Source organism: Pseudomonas marvdashtae (assembly GCF_014268655.2).
Taxonomy (GTDB): Bacteria; Pseudomonadota; Gammaproteobacteria; order Pseudomonadales; family Pseudomonadaceae; genus Aquipseudomonas; species Aquipseudomonas marvdashtae.
Genome location: NZ_JABWQX020000001.1, coordinates 4303063 through 4323380, shown reverse-complemented (window position 1 = coordinate 4323380; position 20318 = coordinate 4303063). Strand labels below are relative to the sequence as shown.

Here is a 20318-nt window from a genome sequence, read left to right as displayed (position 1 = left end):
ATTGGGTTTAGCTGAAGAGGCAATAAAACTGCTCGGCCCCTAGCACCCCATGCTAGTGCGCTAACCGGAAGCTAGGCAGATCCATTACGGCCGTTGGGGCTATAGCCAGTTTTGATGGCGAAGCAGCCGTCTTCTACGACTGCTGCACAAACGTCAGCCGCACCGCAAACCCAATCAGCAGGCCACCAAACAACCACTGCTGCACCCGCTGCGCCGTAGGCGATCGTTGAAGCCAGCGCCCGAGCGCTACTCCAGCGAGGGCATAGAGCACGTCGAACAACAAACCGACGCAGACCAATATCACCCCCAACGTTGCAAACTGCGCCAACACCGGCCCGTCCTGTGGGTCGATGAACTGCGGCAGCAACACTGAGCAAAACAGCAGCGCCTTGGGATTGAGCAGGTTGGTCAGCAGGCCGCGCTGTATCGCTTGGTGCCACTGTCGCCTTCCGAACTCAGCGTCAGAGCCTTCAAAGCTTGGCAACAACGTGGTCCGCAAACACTGAAACCCGATCCAGGCCAGATAAGCAGCCCCGGCCAGGCGCACCACATCAAACGTCCAGGGTGCCGTCTTGAACAGCACCGAGAGTCCCATCGCCGCCAGCGCGACATGACATGCCCGGGCAATCCCCAAGCCTACCGCCGTCGCCAGCGCCGCAGCCTTGCCCTGACGGGCACCGGTTTGCAGCACCAGGATCATGTCCGGCCCGGGCAGTAGATACGCCACCGTCAACGCCATGACAAACAACCAGAGCCCTGTCATCCCAAACCCCTCATTCGATGAATTAGTGGTGCCAGTCTATGGCCGAAGGGCAGGGCAGGTGGTTGCGTAGTCAGCTTCTAATGCTTAACAAATTGGCATAACCTGCCAAGCATTCGAACAATTCAATCGGAAGATGCCAGTATATGAAACTAGACGCCTTCGACCGCAAAATCCTCGCCGCACTGCAACGGGACGGCCGGCTGAGCAACGTGCAACTGGCAGAAGAAATAGGCCTGTCTCCCTCGCCGTGCCTGCGTCGCGTGCGGATGCTTGAGGAAGCCGGAGTGATTCGCGGCTACCAGGCCATCCTCGATCGTGATGAAGTTGGCCTCGGGATGACGATCTTCGTCGGCGTCAAGGTCGAGCGGCACAATGACGAACGAGCCGAGGCGTTTCGCCAGGCGGTAACGGCTTTGCCTGAGGTGATCTCGGCGTTCCTGGTATCAGGCGAGTCGGATTTTTTGCTGCAAGTGGTGGTGCCGGACCTGCGGGCCTATGACCGTTTTGTCACTGGGCATCTGCTGAAACTGCCGGGGATCAGGGATATCCGCAGCAATTTCGCGATTAACACTGTGAAAGCGCCGGTGCCGTTGCCGTTGGGGCATTTGGCTGGAGGGTGAAGCACGATATGAAAAGCCCCGACGCCGATGGCTGGGGGCTTTTTTTGATCCGTTCACGGATTACTGGTGGAATCCTCGTATAACGGTAGTTTTACCAAGAGATCATAAACGACCCAAATAGGGTATTATTTCCTTGTAACTGGTCGAATATAACCATTTTGAAAAGTTAGAGGGTAATCATGTCGTTTATGCATTTGCTCCATTCGCCAGCAGAAATCGCCAGGAATGTCGGAGAGAACGCGAAGATACTCCGCCTTTCAAAAAACCTCTCCCGCAAGACGCTCGCCGAGAAGTCGGGGGTGTCGGAGTCCACCATCAAGCGATTTGAGACGACGGGTGTGGTGACCTTGGAGGCTCTGGTCCTCATGGCCACAGCGCTTGATGAGCTGGCTTGCGTGACCAGACTCTTCAAGCCTGAGCATCCGAATTCAGTGGATGAACTCAAGAATGCCAAACGTAAGCGAGGGATGAGGTGATGACGAAGGCGTTCAAACGCACCGAAGCGCTAACCGTCTTGAAAAGTGGCGTCAAGGTCGGGGAACTCTTGAAAGCCGAAGGGAAGGGGATTTACTTCGCTTACGATCAGGGGTGGCTCGCCACTGGCTACAATCTTTCGCCGCTTACGATGACTTGGGACGAAAAACCACAGCTGGCCAAAGACGCTAGCCTCTTCGAAGGGCTCCATGGGCCGTTCGCTGATTCCCTGCCAGATGGCTGGGGCATGCTGCTGATGGACCGATACTTCAACGGCACCTTCGGTGACGGCACTCACCTCACCGTCACCGCCCTGGATCGCCTTGCCTACATGGACGACCGAAGCATGGGAGCTTTTGAGTATCAGCCCACGGCTGAAAAAACAGTGCTGATTGGCCCTGTTGATCTCTGCCAGCTGTACGAGGCCTCTATCGAGGTTCAAGAGGGCGAGACCCAAGCGGTGCTCACCAAACTGCGGCTCGCCGGTGGCTCACCGGGTGGTGCTCGTCCAAAGGCGATTGTGGCTCTCTCCGCAGATTGCGCTAACGCAACCTCGGCCTTCGGTGCTCTGCCAGAGGGCTATGCACACTGGATCGTCAAGTTCAGAGCGCTGTACGAGCCGGTGGAGACCGGGGGCATCGAGTTCGCCTATGCAGAGATGGCCAGGGCAGCCGGAGTCACCATGGCTGAGTCGACTCTCTTGGATATGCAGATGCCTGACGGTCAGGTTGAGCATTTTTTCGCGACCAGGCGTTTCGACCGAGAGGGCGAACGCAAGATACACATGATGACCGTAGCGGCACTGATGTATGCGAATTACCGCGCTCTGTCATCCATCGATTATCCCAATCTGCTGAAGCTCACCCAGATGCTGACCAAAAGCTCTGTCGAAGTAGAAAAGATGGCCAGGTTAATGATCTTCAACGCTCTGTCACACAACCATGACGACCACGCAAAGAACTTTGCTTTCCTTTGCCACGATCCCGCAAAGCAGGGAGATAAGGAGACCTGGACGCTTTCCCCCGCTTACGACGTTACGTTCGCAAACGCTATGGGTGAACACACGACTGACTTTGGTGGCCGCACTCCCGGCAAACCGACGAGGAAGAGAATCATGGAGATCTGCAGAGACTACAAATATCTCAAGGCCGAGGCGTACATCGAGCAGACCCTCGCCGCGTTATCAGACTGGAAGGATGTGTTCACTCGTTTGAAGATTCCACATAAAGCAGGGGAGCCAATCTTCAATGTCCTGGCGAAGCTGCACCAGGACTTTGAGAGGTAGTGCGAACCTGCTTTGGTCATACCCCAGACCAAAAAAAACCGGCCACCAAGAGCCGGTTTTTTTAATCCCCCGTCAAAACCACACGACGCAGGACCAGAATTCGATTGGAGCGGGTGAAGGGAATCGAACCCTCGTTATCAGCTTGGGAAGCTGGAGTAATGCCATTATACGACACCCGCTCAGAGCGGCTGACTTTGTACCAGATGTCGCCTGGGATTTGAAGTTTTTCTTTCCGGACGGTGAGGTCATCCGTCTACGCAAGCCTCAAACCAGAGCGGTCTTTCGCAAGCGAGCCCCATGCTTGAGGCTCGCTCGCGAGGACTTTTTTCAGATGGCCAGCGCATGGTAATCCTGCACGTAGCTGTGGCGCGGTCGGCTTTCATGGTGGGTCGGTTTCAAGAAGCTCAGCAAGGCGTCGCGACTGTCGCGGCAGGCGGCCTTGTGTTCCATGTCCAGGAAATGCCCGGTGGCTTGCAGCGTGGTGAAGGTGCTGTGCTGGACATGGTTGCCGAAGAGCCTGGCGTCGGTGGCCGAGGTGTACTCGTCCCATTCGCCGTTCAGAAACAGTACCGGCACGTCGATTTGTTTCGCCGCGTTGACGTAGCACTGCTGGTCGCTGTGGAGCACGTCATTGATGTGAAAGTGCATCTGCCCGTATTCATGCTCGGCCAGGTTGCTGACGTGGCGATAGTTGAAGCGCTTGAACAGCGGCGGCAGGTGTTTGCCGATGGTGCTGTTGACCAAGTGCCCCACACGGTGGCCGTCCAGGCTGCCCAGGTAGTCCACGCCGCGTTCGAGGTAGTCGCGCATCGGCGCGTTGAGCACCGGTGAGAACGAGCTGATCACGGCCTTTTCGATGCGGCGCGGGCGTTGGGCCAGTGCGGTGAGCGCCGCGGCGCCGCCCCACGAGAATGACAATACGTGCTCGGCAGCGAAGTGGTCGATCAGCTCCAGCAGGATCTGTCCTTCGATTTCCTTCGTCAGCATTTGCTCGTGGAGGTTGTGGGGCTTGGATTTGCCCGCGTAGGGCTGGTCGTACAGCACGACGTTGAATTGCGGATAGAGGTTTTTGGCGGTCTGTGCAAACGACGCGGTGGTAGCCATCGAGCCGTTGACCAGGATGATGGTCTTTTGTGCGGCGTCTGCGCGATAGAACTCCGTGTAAACCCGATACTGACCCTGTATATCCAGCACAGCGATTTCTGGCCTCATGTCATAAGACTCCTGGCAAGCGGGTATGCGCGCAATGAGATTGCACGGGCAATGTGACAGGTAGGCATACGCCTGGAAGATAAGGCCCATGTCGATCCAGGAAAGCCGGTCGACGGGTATTGTTATGGCGGGCAGTTTGCCGGTGGATATGGCGGAACCTGAGGGTTCCAGCCGGCAAAAAGTTTCTTAGAGGTATGAGGTGACCAGTCGGTCACATTTCGGCCGACGGTTTGATTCAAGCAGGGGGTCGACCGTTGCGCAAGTGCTCTTTGAAAAATGTTCGACACTTCTGCCCAGCGGTCATCGGGCTCAGATCAGGCGGATTTCATCTGGGCTCAGGGCGCGGTATCGGCCCGGTTCCAGATCGAGGTCCAGCACCAGCGGCCCCATGCGCTCGCGGTGCAGGCGCAACACCTTGTTATTGAAGTGCCCGAACATGCGCTTGACCTGGTGATAGCGTCCTTCAACGATGCTCAATCGCGCCGAAGTCGGCCCGAGCAACGTCAGCTCCGCCGGTTGGGTGGTGAGGTCTTCGAAAGCGAAGTACAGGCCTTGGGCGAACGTGGCGGCGTATTCGGCGGTAATGGTCTGTTCGGTCTCGACGTAGTAGACCTTGGGCAGCTTGGTCTGCGGCTGGGTCAGGCGCCGCGACCAGCTGCCGTCGTTGGTGATCAACATCAGTCCGGTGCTGTTGAAATCCAGGCGGCCGGCAATGTGCAGGTCGTCCTTGTCCGGTTCGTCGAGCAAGTCGAGCACGGTGCGATGCTGCGGGTCGCGCGTGGCACTGACGCAGCCTTGCGGTTTGTGCAGCATGAAGTACCGGGCCATTCGGCCTGCCTGCAACACCTCACCGTCTACTTCGACGTGGCTGAATTCGCGCACCTGCGCGCGTGGATCGTTGACGGTCTGGCCATCGATCCGCACTCGACGTTCCACCAATAGCAGTCGGACCTGTTGGCGATTGAAACGCGGCAGATTACTGAGGAAACGGTCAACGCGCATGGGCAGTTCGGGCAAGGAGGCGGAGGGCGGGCATCTTACGTGATCGGTTGGGGCTTGGCGCGCAACTGGTCGTCCACTCGCGCGCATTGCGGGCAAAGGCAGGATTTATCGCGCAATTGCGCCGGCAGGGCCTCGAGCACAGCCGGGTCGATACTCACGCCATAGCACCAGCAGGCGCGGTCGGCGGTTTTCGGGTTGGCCAGGGTGCAGTCGTTGGCGGCGCCGCAGGCGGGGCAGAGGTCAGGTTTATTCATAACTCGAATGAGGCATTTCCACGCAGGTTCTGTTGCTGCCGGTTTGTCGGGCGCGTTGCAGCGCATGATCGGCCCGGGACAGCAGGCTGTGCAAGGTGTCTTCGTCCTGCAAGGTGGTCAGGCCGATGCTGATAGTGACGCGCAATTGTTTCCCGCTGCAAAAGTAGCGCTGTTGCTCAATGCGCTGGCGAATTTTCTCGGCGATCTTCAGACCGTTCTGTCCATCGGTGTCCTTGAGCAGCAAGGCGAAAGCGTCGGCGCTCCAGCGGCACACAATGTCTGAATGCCGCACGTTATCGGTCAAGTCGCGAGCGAATCCGCTCAACAACTGATCGCTGGCGATGTGGCCATGGGTGGAATCCAGTTGCTTGAAATTGTCCACTTCCAGCAGCAGCGCGCTCAACGGCTTGGGTTCGCGTTGGGCTTCGTGCAGGGCCTGTACCGCCAGCAAGTCGAAGCCCCGGCGGTTGGGCAGTTCGGTGAGGCCGTCAAGAATGGCTTGGGCATCGATCCGACGTTGATAGCTGACCACCAGCCGATAAAGCAGCGCCAGTACGGCCACCGTCACCAGCAGGCCGATCAATAGATTGAGGTACAAAGCCTTGAGAATAGTGTCCCGCAGCAAGGTGCTGGCGGCGTAATACCCCAGCAGCGAGGTCGCCAGGAAGCCGGCACTCAACAAAATAGCCAGTACCAGCATTGGCGAGCGCGGGGAATACAACGGCGAACGAAGCGACATGGCGATTCCCTTGGAGTGACCCGATGGAATCAGTTTAGTGGCCTTGTGGGAAAAGGTGCCTGGATTTGTAGTTCGTGAAGCTGTGGCGAGGGAGCAAGCCCCTCGCCACCGGGGGGCTGCGCGATTACAGGCTACGCAGGTAACTCCGCCATCCGCCCAAATGACTGATGTCCTGTGCGCCGTCCAGGCCATAGGGTTCGCAGATGAACCCGCTTTCCCAGCGACCGTCGGCCAGTTGAACCTTGCCTAGCCCCAGTGGCGCGGGGATGCCGGTCAAGAACGAGCCCAACTCATGGCTCGGCAGTTCCCAGACCTCCACTTCAATCGCGACGCCGCCATCGCTGACCCGCAGCATGCCCGGGCGCAATGGTGGTCCACCGGCCAACGCATAGAGGCGATAGTCCGATGAGCTGTGGGTGGCTTCGACCAAACGCGCGCCGCGTTGCTTGAGCTGCCAGTTCAATGCCAGCCCATCCAGATGTGCGCCGCACACCACCAGGCGGGCCCGGTCGTGGCGCGCCAGGTTGGCAGGGGCTGGCAGGTCCGGGTCGTGCTGGCGTTGCAAGGCATCGGCGACGCCCAGCAGGTATTGATCGGTGAAGGCGCGGCCGAACAGCGTCACGCCCCAGGGCAGACCGTTGGCCATGAACGCACTGGGAACGGCGACGGCGGCGTAGTCCAGCAGGTTCATGAAGTTGGTGTAATAACCCAGTTCCGAATTGCGCAGGACCGGCTCGGCGGCCAGTTCGGCGAGGGTCACCGGACGCCCGATGGTCGGCGTCAGCACACAATCAAGCGCGTCCATCACACGGTCGCATTGCGCTTTGAGTGCCTGCAAACGGTACTGGGCGCGGAAGGTTTGTACGCCATTCACCGTAGGCGCTTTCGCCAATACAGCGCGGATCACCGGCAATACCGCGTCAGGTTCGCGCTCCATCAATTCCCCGGCAACGCTGTAGCGCTCTGCTACCCACGGCCCTTCATACAGCAGGCGAGCGGCCTCCAGAAAGGGCGACAAGTCCAGCTCGACCGCCTCGCCGCCGATGCGTTCGAGTCGCTCGATGGCGTCGCTGAACAACTTTGGGCCTTCGTCGCAGCCGAAAAATTCGAGGTCTTGTCGACGAGGCACGCCAAAGCGAAAGCGTCGTGGCGCACCGAACGCCGAGCCGTCGTTCCACTGTGGGTTGCTGCGACTGTATTCATCGCGTGCGTCGAGGCGGGCGGTCAGCGCCAACAGTTGGCTGGCTTCGCGTGCCGTGGCGGTGAATGTCGTCACGCAGTCCAACGTACGGCAAGCCGGCACCACGCCAGCGGTGGAGATCAGGCCTTTGGTGGCTTTCAAACCTACCAGATTGTTCAGCGCCGCCGGCACCCGGCCTGACCCCGCGGTATCGGTGCCCAAGGCAAAGCTCGCCACGCCGAGGGCCACCGCCAGCGGCGAGCCGGCACTCGAACCGCCCGACGGATAATCGGGCAATACGCTGTTGCGGCAAGCGCCGTAGGGCGTGCGGGTACCGTTGAGGCCGGTGGCGAACTGGTCGAGGTTGGTCTTGCCCAGGGGGATCGCGCCCAGCGCCAGGAGCTGCTCGACAATGGTCGCCGAACGTTGCGGCACGTAGGCGAATGCCGGGCACGCGGCGGTCGTCGGAATGCCGGCCAGGTCGATGTTGTCCTTGATGGCGAACGGCACGCCATACAGCGGCAGGCTTTCCAGGTCGCGGCTTTCCAGACCGGCCAGGTAAGGCTCCAGTTCTTCAAGCGACAGCAAATGAATAAACACGTGATAGTCGGGGTTGAGGGCAGCGGCTTTTTCCCGCAGCGCCTGCAGCAATCGGCGCGGCGTCAGTTCACCGCTGCGGTAAATGTTGCGCAGGTCGTCCAGGCGAAGAGAGAGGTTCATGGCGTTGATTCCTTGATTGAGTTCAGTCACGTTCCAGCACCACCACGCGTTGCCCGGCGCGCACCGCCGAACCTGGCTGGACGCGTACCTCGCGCACCACCCCGGCCACAGGCGCGAGCAGCGGGATTTCCATTTTCATCGACTCCAGAATCACCAGTACGTCCCCGGCGGCGACGTGCGTCCCCACCTCCACCTGGACCTGCCAGAGATTGCCGGCGATGTGGCTGTCGACGCTCAATTGCCGCGCGCTCAGCGGCGAATCTTCGCTCGGCGCGATGGCCGGTTCTTCACTGTCGAAGTGCGCCTGGCCGCTGGCGATCCAGCGCTCGCGCTCGGCATTGAAGGCGCCTTGTTGCTGCTGGCGGAACGCGGCGATGCTGTCCGCTTCCGCTGCCAGGAAGCGCTGATAATCAGCGAGGTTGAGCTGGCTGTGTTCGATGTTCAGGTCGAAGCGGCCCAGGGGGAAATCACGGCGGATGCGCAACAATTCATCGGCACTGACCGGGTAAAAACGGATCTGGTCGAAGAATCGCAACAGCCAGGGTTTGCCGTCGAACGCGGCGACGTCCCGATAACGGTTCCACATCTGCAGGGTGCGCCCGACAAACTGATAACCGCCTGGGCCTTCCATGCCGTACACGCACATATAGGCACCGCCGATGCCCACCGAGTTCTCGGCGGTCCAGGTGCGGGCCGGGTTGTATTTGGTGGTCACCAGCCGATGCCGAGGGTCCAGCGGCGTGGCAACTGGCGCGCCGAGGTAGACATCACCCAGGCCCATCACCAGGTAACTGGCGTCGAACACCGTGCGCTGCACTTCGTCGAGGTTGGGCAGGTCGTTGATGCGACGGATGAACTCCAGGTTGCTGGGGCACCAGGGGGCGTCCTTGCGCACCGTGGTCATGTATTTTTCGATGGCCAGCTGGCAGGCCGGATCGTCCCAGGACAGCGGCAGATGGACGATGCGTGACGGCACTTGCAGGTCTTGCGCGGCACACACCGCATCCCATTCGCCAGCGACGATCGCCAGCAACTCGGCCAGGGGCAATTGCTCGGGTTGGTAGTGCACTTGCAGCGAGCGAATGCCCGGCGTCAGGTCGATCACGCCGTGCAGCTGTTTTTGCTCCAGCGCCTGCATCAGGGCGTGGGCTCGAAAGCGCAGCACCAGGTCCAGCTCGGGGGCGCCGATTTCCAGCAGCAGGTGGGTGTCGCCCGAGAGGCGAGCGACCAGTCGGGTGTCGTCCTGGCCGATGTTCAGCACGACAGGCGAGATCAGTGTTTGGGTATCCACAGAACCTGTGGGTCGCGTGGCCAGTGATCGTGCGGTCGATAAATCCACCGGCACAAAGCGCACCTTGTCCCCGGCCTTGAGTTGCCCCAGTTGCCAGAGATCTGCTTCGATCACCGTCACCGGGCAGACGAATCCGCCCAGGCTCGGGCCGTCGGGGCCAAGGATGACGGGCATGTCGCCGGTAAAATCCACCGCGCCGATGGCGTAGGGATTGTCATGGATGTTGGAAGGATGCAACCCCGCTTCGCCGCCGTCGGCACGCACCCATTCAGGCTTGGGGCCGATCAGTCGCACGCCGGTGCGGCTGGAGTTGAAATGCACTTCCCAGTGCGTGTCGAAAAAGGTCTGCATGTAGCGCTCGGTGAAATATTCCGGCGCGCCATGGGGGCCATAAATCACCCGAATCTGCCGCACGTCAGGCAGCGCCAGGGTCGGTTGGTGCTGGTCCGGCAGTACCGCGTGCGGATCCAGCGCTGCCAGGTGCAACACGTCACCGGTGCACAGCGCCCGCCCGCCGTGGCCGCCGAACTGGCCGAGGGTGAAGGTGCTTTTGCTGCCCAGGTAATCCGGCACTTGCACGCCGCCCTGCAGGCACAGGTAACTGCGCGCGCCGGCGCCGGATATCGTGCCGATGGAGAGGGTGGCACCGGCCTTGATCGACAGCGGCGTGTTCATTGGAACGGTATCGCCATCGAGGCTCAGCGCAATCGGCGCGCCGGTCACGGCCACTCGAGCGTCGCAGTTGAAGCGCAGCAGCGGCCCGCTCATGGTGATTTCCAGCGCCGCGGCGCCTTCATCGTTGCCCAGCAGGCGATTGCCTTGGCGCAGCGAGCGGCTGTCCATCGGCCCCGACGGGGGAACGCCCACCGCCCAATAACCGAGGCGGCCGGGGTAGTCCTGCACACTGGTCTGGGTGCCGGGGCTGAGCACCTCGACGGTGTTGGCGCGATAGACCAGCTCTTCCAGGCACCGCGTCCATGGCTGGCCGCTGGCGAAGGGCGCATCGAGCAGGATCTGTTGCAAATAGACGCGGTTGGTTTCCACGCCATACAACAAGCTTTGAGCCAGCGCCTGGTGCAAGCCCAGGCGGGCTTGCTCGCGGGTCGGCGCCCAACGGATGACCTTGGCGATCATCGGATCAAAGTACGGTGGGATCTGGCATCCGGCCTCGACCCAAGTGTCGATGCGCAGATGCTTGCCGTCGGCTTCGGGAAATTGCACGGCGGTCAGCAAGCCTGGGCTCGGCTGGAAATCCCGGCCCGGATCCTCGGCGTATACGCGCGCTTGAATCGCATGGCCCTCGGCTTTCAAACCCTGGCTCAGCTCATTCAGCGGCGGCAGGTCACCGGCGGCCAGTTGCACCATCCAGCGCACCAGGTCGATGCCCCATACTTGTTCGGTGACGCCGTGCTCCACTTGCAGGCGAGTGTTCACCTCCAGGAAATAAAAGCGCCCGGCGTCGCTGTCGAACACGAATTCCACGGTGCCGGCGCTGCGGTAGTTCACAGCCTGGGCCAGTTTGATCGCCGCCGCGCAGAGCGCATCGGCCATGCCCTCGGGCAGGTTCGGTGCCGGGGTCTCTTCAATGACTTTCTGGTTGCGCCGTTGCACCGAGCAATCGCGCACGCCGAGCGCGATCACTTGGCCCTGGCCGTCGCCGAACACCTGCACCTCCAGGTGCCGCGCGCGTTCGATGTATTTCTCGATGAACACGCCGGCATCGCTGAAGTTGTTCTGCCCGAGGCGCTTGACCGCCTCAAACGACTCACTCAATTCGGCGGCGCTGCGACACACGCGCATGCCGATGCCGCCACCGCCCGCCGTGCTCTTGAGCATCACCGGGTAGCCGACCCGAGTGCCGGCCAGCAACGCATCGTCGAGGCTGTCGAGTAGTTCGGTGCCTTCGAGCAGCGGCACGCCGTGTTGCCGGGCCAGGTCACGTGCGGTGTGCTTGAGACCGAACACCCGCAGCTGCTCTGGCGTTGGGCCGATGAAGGCAATGTCGGCGGCCTCGCAGGCCTCGGCGAAGGCGGCGTTTTCCGAGAGAAAACCATAGCCGGGATGAATCGCCGTCGCGCCGCTGCTTTTGGCAATCGCCAAGAGCTTGTCCACCGCCAAGTAGGTGCCAGCCGCCGCGCCTTCGCCCAGGCAGTGCGCTTGATCGGCTTGCAGAATGTGCAGGCTGGCGGCATCGGCCTGGGAATACACCGCGACACCTTCGACCTTCAGCTCGCGCAAAGTCCGCAGGATGCGGCAGGCGATGGCGCCACGGTTGGCAATGAGGATTTTTTCGAACATGGCATGACCCCTCAGGCATGCGTGCTGCCTGAACTGGGAGGCGGGCCGTCCCGCAGTTTTCGATGGCCGTCGAGGTCGTCCCCGGCGGCGAAGCTTTCAAACACCTGCCCGATAGGGATCAAGTGTTACTTGATGCACTGCCCCGATCGGCTCTGGCACAGCGCGTACAGCCAGCGTCGCAGGCGGATGAGTTTCAGTTCCATATCAGCAGCTCCGCAGGGGTGGGGTTGTAGGCGTTGCACGGGTTATTCAGTTGCGGGCAATTGGAGATCAACACGATCACGTCCATTTCGGCCCGCAGGTCGACGTATTTGCCCGGGGCCGAGATCCCGTCTTCGAACGTCAGGCCACCGTCGACGGTGACCGGCACGTTCATGAAGAAATTGATGTTCGGCCCGATGTCGCCTTTGCCCAGCCGGCCATCATGGGCGCAGGCCCGCAGGTAGTTGTCGCGGCAGCTGTGCATGTGGCGTTTTTCCAGGGCGTAGCGCACGGTGTTGCTTTCCTGGGCGCAGGCGCCGCCTAGGGTGTCGTGGCGACCGCAGGTGTCTTCGACGATGGTCAGCATCGGCCGACCGAGGTTGGAATACAGTACGCTGCCGGTGCTCAGGTAAACGCTGTTCTGCCGACGCAGGGTGCGCTGCACGTCATAGCGTTCCTTGGGATTGGCCAGGCTGTAGAACAGCGTATCGACTGCCTGGTTGCCCTCCAGGTCGAGGATGCGCAGGGTCTGGCCCGCCTTGACCTCCGTCAGCCAAGGTTCCCCGGCGGGGATCGTGGCGCGGTAGACGGCGGTGTCGGGTTGCTTGTGGGCGGTGGCGATGGCAAGTGACATGGGACGATCCTCAGGCGAACAGGCGATCGGTATTGATGAAGCCGCGCTGGTTTTCCGGGCGCGAATGACGGCAGTGTTCGGCGACGCTGGGGTTGGCGTTCATCCAGCTGAGCTTGAGCGGCTGCGGCGCGTATTGCGGGTTCGGGTCCATCGGGTGTTGCAGCGCCGTCAGTACCACCAGCGTGTCCATCGGTGCGTACAGCTCGATGTAGTCGCCGGCCTTGGAATTGCCTTCGACGAAGTGAAAATGTCCAGCCTCGTCGACATTCACCCGGCTGAACAGGTTGAGGGTCATCAGCAGGTCGGACAGGCCCAGCCCCCATTTGCCCAGTTCCACCAGCAAGTTGTCGGTGCCGTTGCGAAAGAAGCCGTTGCGCAGTTCCTGATAGCGGCCCTGACCGTATTTTTCAGCGACCTCCTCAGCGCAGAGCACGCCGCCGAGGCTGTCGCTCCAGCCGCAGGTGTCAGCGGTGATCGCCGCCAGCACCCGGCCCATGTCCGAATACAGGCAATGGCCGGCGGTGAGCTTGGCGGTGTGTTGGCATTTCAGGCTGTCCGGCAGGTTCAGGCGTTCGGTTTTCTCGTTGGCATTGAGCATCGTCAGGCTCACATTGGCGCCGCCGCGCAGATCGGTCAGGCGCAGCAACTGGCCGCGCTTGAGCACGAACGAACGGTGACCGCCACCGGGCAGCAATTCTTCGGCGAAGGGCGCAAACAGCTGGATCGAATCGGTCATGGAAAAACTCCTTTCAAGCGATACGCAACGTGCCAGCCAGTTCGGCGGGCAGGGCGTCGACGGCGGCACGGGCGGTGCGGCGGTCGCTGTTCAATGGGATGTCGTAGGTGATGCGTGCGCCATAGGCGCCAGGGGCGTGTGGATCGACGCGAACCTTGTCGAACACCAGCAGGCGCGTGCCAAGGCTGAAACCTTCGGACAGGTCGTGAGTGACCATGAACACCGTCAGCCGGGTTTCGCGCCACAGCGCCAGCAGCAGCTCATGCATGTCTTTGCGGATGCCGGGGTCGAGGGCGCCGAAGGGTTCATCGAGCAACAGGACGCGGGGCTTCATGATCAGTGCCTGGGCAATCGCCAGGCGCTGTTGCATGCCGCCGGAAAGCTGCGCGGGGTATTTTTCCGACGCATGGCCCAGGCCGACTTTGTCCAGCAGTTGTGCGGCCTCTTCGCGAGCCTGGCGTTTGGCGCTGCCGAACAGACGCCCCAGCAGCGGCGAGCGCGGCAGCTCCAGGCCCAGGGCGACGTTGTCCAGCACCGTCAGGTGCGGGAACACCGAGTAGCGCTGGAACACCACGCCCCGGCTGGCATCCGGTTCGCCGGCCAAGGGGTTGCCATCCAGCAGGATCTGTCCGCGACTGGCGCGTTCCTGGCCTAGCAGTAGCCGCAGGAAAGTCGACTTGCCGCAACCCGACGCGCCCACCAGCGTGCAGAACTCGCCCTCGGAGACGCTCAGGTTCAATCGTTCGAGCACCACTTGGTCGGCATACTGCTGCCAGACGTTGTTGACTTGGATGAAACTCATGCCTTCGCCCCCTCGTACCAGGGGAACGCTTGGCGGGTGAGACGCTTGAGGCCCCAGTCCATCAGCCAGGCGAGCAGAGTGATCCAGGCCACGTAAGGCAAGATCACATCCATCGCCAAGTACCGACGCACGAGGAAAATCCGATAGCCCAGCCCATCGGTGGAGGCGATGGCTTCGGCGGCGATCAGAAACAGCCAGGCCGAACCCAGCATCAGCCGCAGGGAGATCAACAGGCGCGGCAGCAATTGCGGCAGCACCACGCGCAGCATCAGGGTCCAGGTTGAAGCCCCGAGGGTCTGCGCCTTGATCAGCAGTTCCAGCGGAATCTCCCGGGCGCGCTGTTCCAGGTCGCGCGCCAGGCACGGCGTGATGCCGATCACGATCAGCATCACTTTCGACAACTCCCCCAAGCCGAAGACGATGAAGAGAATCGGCAGGATGGCCAGTGGCGGCACCATCGAAAGCACGGTGAGCAAAGGCGACAGCGGTGCGCCGAACAGTGGCAGGGTACCGGCGGCGATGCCCAGGCACAGCCCGGCGGCGGCACTGATGCCCAGGCCAATCGCCAATCGGCGCAGGCTGGAAGCGGTGTCCTGCCAAAGCAGGTAATCACCGCTGCGGGCATCGGCGGTGAAAGCCAGTCGTTTGACCGCATCGCTCATTTGCACGGCGCTGGGCAGCAGCTTGTCGTTGGGGTTGTCCATCAACCGTTCGGCCGAGCCCATGAAGTAGGCGAACAACACCAGCGCGAATGGCAGGATCACCAACAGCAAGCGGCTGGGACGATCCGGGTGGCGGTTGATCAGGCGCATGCCAGGTCCTCCGTTCTACAGCTTGCCGTCGGTGGCCAGCTGTACATAGGTGGGATCGAAGCGCAGCTTCAGGTTGGCCTTGTCGCCACGGGTCACGCCATTGGCGAACGCCATGCCGACCGCGTCCGCATCCTTGGCGCCTTCACCCAGCAAACCGTGCTGGAACGAAAATTCGGCCACCTTGCCCATGGTGGCGGGCAGTTGTTCGCTGGTGGCGAAGGTGAGCGCTTCCTTGGGCGTGGCGAACAACTTGGTGGTGTCCAGTTGCGCCTGGAAACCTTTGAGGTCAGTGCCCGATGCCTTGGCCATGTGTTCCAGTGCGGCCTTGGCGGCTGCGTTCTTGGCGTTCATCAGCGCGACCACTTCAAACCAGGCACCGGTCAGTGCCTTGCCCAAGGCCGGGTTGTCCTGAAGGGTCTGGGTGTTGACCACCATCATGTCCATGATCTCGCCGGGGATCTGACTGGAGTTGAACACCTCGCTGACGCCGGGCTGGGCCTTGATGTCCGACAGCATGGGGTTCCAGGTGGTGACAGCCTTGACCTCATCGGTGTTGAAGGCTGCGGAGATATCGGCATCGGAGGTGTTGACGACTTTCAGGTCTTTCTCGGTGAGGCCCACCGAATCCAGGGCGCGGGCCAGCAGGTAATGGGACACCGACAGTTCCACCAGATTGACGTCCATGCCCTTGAGGTCGGCGACTTTCTTGCTTTCGCCCTTGAGGACGACGCCGTCGTTGCCATTGGAGAAATCACTGATGATCAGCGCGGTGCTGTCCACTCCGCCAGCGGCGGGAATGGTCAGGGCGTCCATGTTGGTCATGGTGCAGCCGTCGAACTGACCGGCGGTGTATTGGTTGATGGATTCAACGTAGTCGTTGAGCTGCACGACATCGATCTTGATGCCGTATTTTTTCGCCCATTTATCGACGATGCCTTGGCTACCGGCGTATTCCCAGGGCATCCAGCCGGCGTAAATGGTCCAGCAGACGCTGAAGTGGTCTTTCTGGGCTGCGACGGACGAGAAGCTCATGAGGGCCGAGAGCGCGGCGAGGAGCAGGGCGGACAGACGAAGCTTGAACATGGTGGTTCTCCAGTTGATCAAGGGCGGACAGGAGCAACGCGGCACCGCGAACGGTGGCTTGTCTCCCGGGCTTTTGTCCCGCCGTGTAACCTCAACTGGAGGTCGCCAACTCTCGGACCAGCCACTCGCCAGAGGCGAGCCGGAACCCTAGTCAGCCATTGCAAATTGTGGTGCCGCGAACCTGTGATGACTCCTGCACGAGATTCGTTAAAGCGAGAGCCGTGCCAAGTCCGTGCAATGGCCGAGCTAGAGCGGTTTGGCTATTTTTGGTGCGGGCCAGAGGGTTGGTTCATGCGTTGTTGTGGTGCCATTCGCGCACCGGAATAAAGCAAAAGGCTACATGTTTCGAGTTATTGCCGCGTCGCACCAGATTCCGATTTCACTGTCAGATTAATCGTCAGTCACCTCAATAGATGACTGCCGCCCGTCAGCGTCGCTGACGTGGCCCATTCGCGGTCCAGGAGGCCGCCATGTATCGACGACTGCTGTTCATTGCGTTTCTCGGTTTATCTCTTTCGGCCTGCGTGCCTTACGAGGGAGGAGGTTCGAACTATTACCGTTCCGAGGTCTACACCTCGCCAGCGCCGGTCTATTACGGTGGCGGGAGTTATTATTCGGCCCCACGTGGCTACTACGCGCCACGGTACTATCAGCCGGCACCACGTTATTACTCGGCACCGCGTTATTACCAGCATGGGCCCCGTTATTACTCGCCCCCGCGAGCAGCGTACCGGCCTTATCCACACCGGGGCGGCTGGGATGGCCGTGATCGGGGCGGCTGGAACGACGATCGCGGTGGTCGAGGCGGTCGTGATCGCGGACGCGATCACCGGGGACGCGGCGGTCATGATGGGCGGGGCGGCCATCGCTGACAGAGTGGCAGCATAAAGCGGCGCATTGAGCGCCGCTTTTTTTATACGTGGGCTTTTTATACGTACCCAGGAACCACTCCCTCTTTTGCCGCTCGCCCGTTTGTTCGAAGACTACTGGCTAAAAGCGGCAGAAAAGCGGCAGCCAGCGGAAGCCGATTGCCGCTTTTCTGGCATTGCCGTCGTGCCGATATCCCGCAAAGCCCCGGTTTACGGGGCTTTTCGCAAGTGGCACGGCGCTTGCTAAAGCCATCGTAAGTACATTTCTGGTCACCCAAAGGTTTCCGACATGAGCATCAGCTTCGATAAAGCGCTCGGTATCCACGAACAGGCCCTGAGCTTCCGCGCCCAGCGTGCCGAAGTCCTGGCCAACAACATCGCCAACGCCGACACCCCGAACTACAAGGCGCGTGACTTGGACTTCTCCAAGGTGCTCGCCGAGCAGAACGAAAAGACCAAGAACGGCCACTTCGCCTTGAACATGACCAACAACCGTCATATCGAAGCCGAAGGCCTGGGCAGTGGCGACGAATCGCTGATGTACCGCACGCCGATGCAGCCGTCGATCGACCAGAACACCGTGGACGCTCAACTGGAACAGTCCAACTACGCGGAAAACTCCGTGAACTTCCAGGCCAGCTTCACCCTGCTCAACAGTAAATTCAAAGGGCTGGTATCAGCCCTGCGTGGAGAGTAAGTCATGTCGATCGCGAGCGTATTCCATATCGCCGGCAGTGCCATGAGTGCCCAGACCACTCGCCTGAACACCGTCGCCAGTAACATCGCCAACGCCGAGACTGTTTCGTCGAGCATCGACCAGACCTACCGCGCCCGTCACCCGGTCTTCGCCACCATGTTCCAGGGCGGCCAGTCTGGCGGCAGCGACTCGCTGTTCCAGGACCAGGACGCAGCCGGGCAGGGCGTACAGGTGCTTGGCGTGGTCGAAGACCAGAGCAACCTCGACGCTCGTTATGAACCAAACCATCCGGCCGCGGACGCCAAGGGTTATGTCTATTACCCGAACGTCAACGTTGTCGAAGAAATGGCCGACATGATTTCCGCCAGTCGTTCGTTCCAGACCAACGTCGAAATGATGAACACCGCCAAAACCATGATGCAGAAGGTCCTGACCCTCGGTCAGTGATAAGGGGCGATTCACATGAGCGTCACCAACACCACCAGCGGTTTGAGCCTCAACGAGATTCTGGCCAACTCCTCGGTCAAGACCAACACCACGACCGATGGCCTGGGTGCGGCGACCACCGCTGCCGCCGGCAAGAAAGAGCTGGGCAAGGATGCGTTCCTGCAACTGCTCGTGACCCAGCTGAAAAACCAGAACCCGCTGGAGCCTCAGGACAACGGTGAGTTCGTTGCCCAGCTGGCTCAATTCAGCAGCCTGGAAGGCATCACCACCCTCAACCAAACCGTGAGCGGCATCGCCGGCAACTACAACTCGTCCCAGGCCTTGCAGGCTTCGTCGCTGGTCGGTCGCTCGGTCATCGCGCCCGGTGACAAGGCCGTGGTCGATACCTCCAAGAGCCTCAACGGCACGGTGGTGGTACCGGCATCGGTGTCCTCCGTCGCCGTCAAGATCGTGGACAAGGACGGCAAGACCGTCCGCACAATCGACCTGGGCAGCCAGAACGCCGGCAACTCGGCGTTCATCTGGGATGGGAAGAACGATGCGGGCGCGACCGTCGAGTCGGGCACGTACACCTTCGCGGCATCGACCACCATCGATGGCAAGGCCACGTCGCTGATCACCAACCTGCCGGCCACGGTCAGCAGCGTAACGATCAGCCAGACGGGCGGTGAGCTGATGCTCAACCTGGCCGGGCTGGGCAGCATTGCCCTGTCCAAAGTACAAACTATTGGTATGTAGAGCCGACTAACCGGCAAAAGGAGTCAACATGTCTTTTAACATCGGCCTTAGCGGTCTCTATGCTGCCAACAAACAGCTGGACGTGACCGGCAACAACATCGCCAACGTGGCGACCACCGGTTTCAAATCGTCCCGTGCGGAATTCGAAGACGTCTACTCGGCCACCAAGCTGGGTTCGGGCTCCAAGACCGTCGGCAACGGCGTGCGCCTGGCCAACGTTTCACAACAGTTCGGCCAGGGTGACGTGAACAACACCGGCAACGTGCTGGACATGGGTATCCAGGGCCAGGGCTTTTTTGTCCTGAGCAACGACGGCTCGCTGAGCTACACCCGTGCCGGTACCTTCAAGACCGACAAGGAAGGCTACGTCACCAACAGCGATGGCACTGCACGCTTGCAGGGTTATGGCGTGGATGCCAACGGCAAGATCCAGAACGGTATCCTGACCGACCTGCGCATCGACACCTCGAACCTGCCGCCGAGCGCCACCAGCCTGGTTTCGTCGACGATCAACCTGAACTCGACGGCGACCCCGATCGCTGTAGCGTTCAATCCGACCGACACCGCGACGTTCACCAAACAATTCACTACCCCGGTCTACGATACCCAAGGCAACCAGCACTCGATGGACCAGTACATGGTCAAGACGGGCGCCAATACCTGGGACGTCTACACGCTGATCGATGGTCGTAACCTCAATGGCACCGCGCCGGTTGCTCCGAACGCGCCTGTTCCTTCGACGATGACGTTCGACACGAATGGCCGATTGACCCAGGTCAGTACCCCGGTCCCGCCGACCGTTCCGCCGACTGTTCCGGCCCCCCCGCCAGTTATCAGCAATGATCTGAACCTGGTTGGTTGGGTCCCAGGCACCGTGACCAATGGTACATGGACCGCCAACGGCGCGGGCTCCTCGACCATTACGATCTCAATGGCCAACACCACCCAGTTCAACGCCGACACCGCTCGTTCGATCCCGGCCCAGAACGGCTACGCCACTGGCCAGATCACCAACCTGACCATCGACGGCAGCGGTGTATTGCTGGCCAACTTCAGCAACAACCAGACCAAGCCGATCGGCCAGCTCGCGCTCGCCAGCTTCACCAACGAGCAAGGCCTGCAGCCGGTAGGCGGCACCAGCTGGAAGGAAACATTCGCTTCGGGTATCCCGGGCTACGATGCTCCGCAAACCGGCACCTTGGGCTCGATCGTCTCCAACTCCCTGGAAGAGTCCAACGTCAACCTGACCAACGAACTGGTCGAGCTGATCAAGGCACAAAGCAACTACCAGGCGAACGCCAAGACCATCTCCACCCAGAGCACCATCATGCAGACCATCATTCAGATGGCTTGATAACGCTGGTTGCTTGAAGGCTGCATGAAGAGCCCCTCGCAAGAGGGGCTTTTTTGTGAGCGGCTATTCGATCGTTCCCATGCTCTGCGTGGGAATGCCGCCACGGA

The 20318-nt window shown here is 60.9% G+C and carries 19 protein-coding genes, 1 tRNA gene, 1 pseudogene and 1 riboswitch; of the genes and pseudogenes, 8 read left to right on the top strand and 13 right to left on the bottom strand.

From position 1 onward, the window contains the following. Nucleotides 1–133: 133 nt before the first annotated feature. A complete protein-coding gene (locus HU742_RS19600; RefSeq protein WP_186640520.1) occupies nucleotides 134–763 on the bottom strand; it encodes a LysE family translocator in 630 nt (209 codons plus the stop codon). A 143-nt stretch (nucleotides 764–906) separates the two neighbouring features. On the opposite strand from HU742_RS19600, the gene HU742_RS19595 reads away from it, so the two are divergent. The 3 genes from HU742_RS19595 to HU742_RS19585 all read left to right on the top strand — a co-directional run bounded on the left by HU742_RS19595 (nucleotide 907) and on the right by HU742_RS19585 (nucleotide 3142). After that, nucleotides 907–1383, top strand: coding sequence for an Lrp/AsnC family transcriptional regulator (locus tag HU742_RS19595; protein WP_186640521.1), 477 nt, complete (start codon nucleotides 907–909; stop codon nucleotides 1381–1383). A 179-nt stretch (nucleotides 1384–1562) separates the two neighbouring features. Further along, nucleotides 1563–1859 carry a helix-turn-helix domain-containing protein gene (locus HU742_RS19590; protein WP_186640523.1) on the top strand — a complete coding sequence of 99 codons (297 nt, stop codon included), beginning with the start codon at nucleotides 1563–1565 and terminating at the stop codon, nucleotides 1857–1859. Next, entirely contained in the window at nucleotides 1859–3142 is a 1284-nt protein-coding gene (locus HU742_RS19585; protein WP_186644676.1) for a type II toxin-antitoxin system HipA family toxin, read from the top strand. Before HU742_RS19590 ends, HU742_RS19585 begins: the two co-directional genes overlap by 1 nt. 105 nt (nucleotides 3143–3247) lie before the next feature. Here the strand turns inward: HU742_RS19585 and HU742_RS19580 are convergent. The 12 genes and pseudogenes from HU742_RS19580 to HU742_RS19525 form a co-directional block, all read right to left on the bottom strand. After that, nucleotides 3248–3321, bottom strand: a tRNA-Gly gene (locus tag HU742_RS19580). Nucleotides 3322–3469: 148 nt separating this feature from the next. Further along, the gene (locus HU742_RS19575) at nucleotides 3470–4354 is read right to left on the bottom strand and encodes an alpha/beta fold hydrolase (RefSeq protein ID WP_186644677.1); all 885 of its coding nucleotides are present in this window, start codon (nucleotides 4352–4354) and stop codon (nucleotides 3470–3472) included. 309 nt (nucleotides 4355–4663) lie between these two features. Beyond that, nucleotides 4664–5356: a pseudouridine synthase gene (locus tag HU742_RS19570; protein ID WP_186644678.1), complete on the bottom strand. Its 693-nt coding sequence runs from the start codon at nucleotides 5354–5356 to the stop codon at nucleotides 4664–4666. Nucleotides 5357–5391: 35 nt separating this feature from the next. Next, entirely contained in the window at nucleotides 5392–5610 is a 219-nt protein-coding gene (locus HU742_RS19565) for a cysteine-rich CWC family protein (RefSeq protein ID WP_186640531.1), read from the bottom strand. After that, nucleotides 5603–6220: pseudogene (locus HU742_RS19560) on the bottom strand (GGDEF domain-containing protein); the annotation flags it as partial. The pseudogene HU742_RS19560 and the gene HU742_RS19565, both read right to left, overlap by 8 nt. A 253-nt stretch (nucleotides 6221–6473) precedes the next feature. Continuing rightward, on the bottom strand, nucleotides 6474–8249 hold the full coding sequence (gene atzF, locus HU742_RS19555) for an allophanate hydrolase (protein ID WP_186644680.1): 1776 nt from the start codon (nucleotides 8247–8249) through the stop codon (nucleotides 6474–6476). A 22-nt stretch (nucleotides 8250–8271) separates the two neighbouring features. Beyond that, on the bottom strand, nucleotides 8272–11838 hold the full coding sequence (gene uca / locus HU742_RS19550) for an urea carboxylase (RefSeq protein WP_186644681.1): 3567 nt from the start codon (nucleotides 11836–11838) through the stop codon (nucleotides 8272–8274). Between the two features lie 193 nt (nucleotides 11839–12031). Continuing rightward, nucleotides 12032–12673, bottom strand: coding sequence for an urea amidolyase associated protein UAAP2 (locus HU742_RS19545; protein ID WP_186644683.1), 642 nt, complete (start codon nucleotides 12671–12673; stop codon nucleotides 12032–12034). Nucleotides 12674–12683: 10 nt separating this feature from the next. Then, entirely contained in the window at nucleotides 12684–13409 is a 726-nt protein-coding gene (locus HU742_RS19540) for an urea amidolyase associated protein UAAP1 (protein WP_186644684.1), read from the bottom strand. A gap of 13 nt (nucleotides 13410–13422) precedes the next feature. Next, the gene (locus HU742_RS19535) at nucleotides 13423–14211 is read right to left on the bottom strand and encodes an ABC transporter ATP-binding protein (protein WP_186644685.1); all 789 of its coding nucleotides are present in this window, start codon (nucleotides 14209–14211) and stop codon (nucleotides 13423–13425) included. Then, nucleotides 14208–15023 carry an ABC transporter permease gene (locus tag HU742_RS19530; protein WP_186644686.1) on the bottom strand — a complete coding sequence of 272 codons (816 nt, stop codon included), beginning with the start codon at nucleotides 15021–15023 and terminating at the stop codon, nucleotides 14208–14210. Before HU742_RS19530 ends, HU742_RS19535 begins: the two co-directional genes overlap by 4 nt. 15 nt (nucleotides 15024–15038) lie before the next feature. After that, entirely contained in the window at nucleotides 15039–16106 is a 1068-nt protein-coding gene (locus tag HU742_RS19525; protein ID WP_186644687.1) for a putative urea ABC transporter substrate-binding protein, read from the bottom strand. A gap of 60 nt (nucleotides 16107–16166) precedes the next feature. Further along, nucleotides 16167–16268: riboswitch (guanidine-I (ykkC/yxkD leader) on the bottom strand. A gap of 308 nt (nucleotides 16269–16576) precedes the next feature. On the opposite strand from HU742_RS19525, the gene HU742_RS19520 reads away from it, so the two are divergent. From HU742_RS19520 to flgE, 5 genes are all read left to right on the top strand, one after another. Next, entirely contained in the window at nucleotides 16577–16978 is a 402-nt protein-coding gene (locus HU742_RS19520) for a hypothetical protein (RefSeq protein ID WP_186640548.1), read from the top strand. A gap of 286 nt (nucleotides 16979–17264) precedes the next feature. Next, nucleotides 17265–17672 carry a flagellar basal body rod protein FlgB gene (gene flgB / locus HU742_RS19515; RefSeq protein WP_186615027.1) on the top strand — a complete coding sequence of 136 codons (408 nt, stop codon included), beginning with the start codon at nucleotides 17265–17267 and terminating at the stop codon, nucleotides 17670–17672. Between the two features lie 3 nt (nucleotides 17673–17675). Next, complete coding sequence (gene flgC / locus HU742_RS19510; protein WP_186644688.1) at nucleotides 17676–18119, top strand: flagellar basal body rod protein FlgC; 444 nt, start codon at nucleotides 17676–17678, stop codon at nucleotides 18117–18119. Between the two features lie 15 nt (nucleotides 18120–18134). Continuing rightward, nucleotides 18135–18857, top strand: coding sequence for a flagellar hook assembly protein FlgD (gene flgD, locus HU742_RS19505; protein WP_186640550.1), 723 nt, complete (start codon nucleotides 18135–18137; stop codon nucleotides 18855–18857). 28 nt (nucleotides 18858–18885) lie between these two features. Further along, entirely contained in the window at nucleotides 18886–20211 is a 1326-nt protein-coding gene (gene flgE / locus HU742_RS19500; RefSeq protein WP_186644689.1) for a flagellar hook protein FlgE, read from the top strand. Nucleotides 20212–20318 lie beyond the last annotated feature (107 nt).

What these genes read in the sequence shown, in the direction of transcription:
- HU742_RS19600 (WP_186640520.1), bottom strand. Translation starts at nt 763, where the DNA reads ATGACAGGGCTCTGGTTGTTTGTCATGGCGTTGACGGTGGCGTATCTA.
- HU742_RS19595 (WP_186640521.1), top strand. Translation starts at nt 907, where the DNA reads ATGAAACTAGACGCCTTCGACCGCAAAATCCTCGCCGCACTGCAACGG.
- HU742_RS19590 (WP_186640523.1), top strand. Translation starts at nt 1,563, where the DNA reads ATGTCGTTTATGCATTTGCTCCATTCGCCAGCAGAAATCGCCAGGAAT.
- HU742_RS19585 (WP_186644676.1), top strand. Translation starts at nt 1,859, where the DNA reads ATGACGAAGGCGTTCAAACGCACCGAAGCGCTAACCGTCTTGAAAAGT.
- HU742_RS19575 (WP_186644677.1), bottom strand. Translation starts at nt 4,354, where the DNA reads ATGAGGCCAGAAATCGCTGTGCTGGATATACAGGGTCAGTATCGGGTT.
- HU742_RS19570 (WP_186644678.1), bottom strand. Translation starts at nt 5,356, where the DNA reads ATGCGCGTTGACCGTTTCCTCAGTAATCTGCCGCGTTTCAATCGCCAA.
- HU742_RS19565 (WP_186640531.1), bottom strand. Translation starts at nt 5,610, where the DNA reads ATGAATAAACCTGACCTCTGCCCCGCCTGCGGCGCCGCCAACGACTGC.
- atzF (WP_186644680.1), bottom strand. Translation starts at nt 8,249, where the DNA reads ATGAACCTCTCTCTTCGCCTGGACGACCTGCGCAACATTTACCGCAGC.
- uca (WP_186644681.1), bottom strand. Translation starts at nt 11,838, where the DNA reads ATGTTCGAAAAAATCCTCATTGCCAACCGTGGCGCCATCGCCTGCCGC.
- HU742_RS19545 (WP_186644683.1), bottom strand. Translation starts at nt 12,673, where the DNA reads ATGTCACTTGCCATCGCCACCGCCCACAAGCAACCCGACACCGCCGTC.
- HU742_RS19540 (WP_186644684.1), bottom strand. Translation starts at nt 13,409, where the DNA reads ATGACCGATTCGATCCAGCTGTTTGCGCCCTTCGCCGAAGAATTGCTG.
- HU742_RS19535 (WP_186644685.1), bottom strand. Translation starts at nt 14,211, where the DNA reads ATGAGTTTCATCCAAGTCAACAACGTCTGGCAGCAGTATGCCGACCAA.
- HU742_RS19530 (WP_186644686.1), bottom strand. Translation starts at nt 15,023, where the DNA reads ATGCGCCTGATCAACCGCCACCCGGATCGTCCCAGCCGCTTGCTGTTG.
- HU742_RS19525 (WP_186644687.1), bottom strand. Translation starts at nt 16,106, where the DNA reads ATGTTCAAGCTTCGTCTGTCCGCCCTGCTCCTCGCCGCGCTCTCGGCC.
- HU742_RS19520 (WP_186640548.1), top strand. Translation starts at nt 16,577, where the DNA reads ATGTATCGACGACTGCTGTTCATTGCGTTTCTCGGTTTATCTCTTTCG.
- flgB (WP_186615027.1), top strand. Translation starts at nt 17,265, where the DNA reads ATGAGCATCAGCTTCGATAAAGCGCTCGGTATCCACGAACAGGCCCTG.
- flgC (WP_186644688.1), top strand. Translation starts at nt 17,676, where the DNA reads ATGTCGATCGCGAGCGTATTCCATATCGCCGGCAGTGCCATGAGTGCC.
- flgD (WP_186640550.1), top strand. Translation starts at nt 18,135, where the DNA reads ATGAGCGTCACCAACACCACCAGCGGTTTGAGCCTCAACGAGATTCTG.
- flgE (WP_186644689.1), top strand. Translation starts at nt 18,886, where the DNA reads ATGTCTTTTAACATCGGCCTTAGCGGTCTCTATGCTGCCAACAAACAG.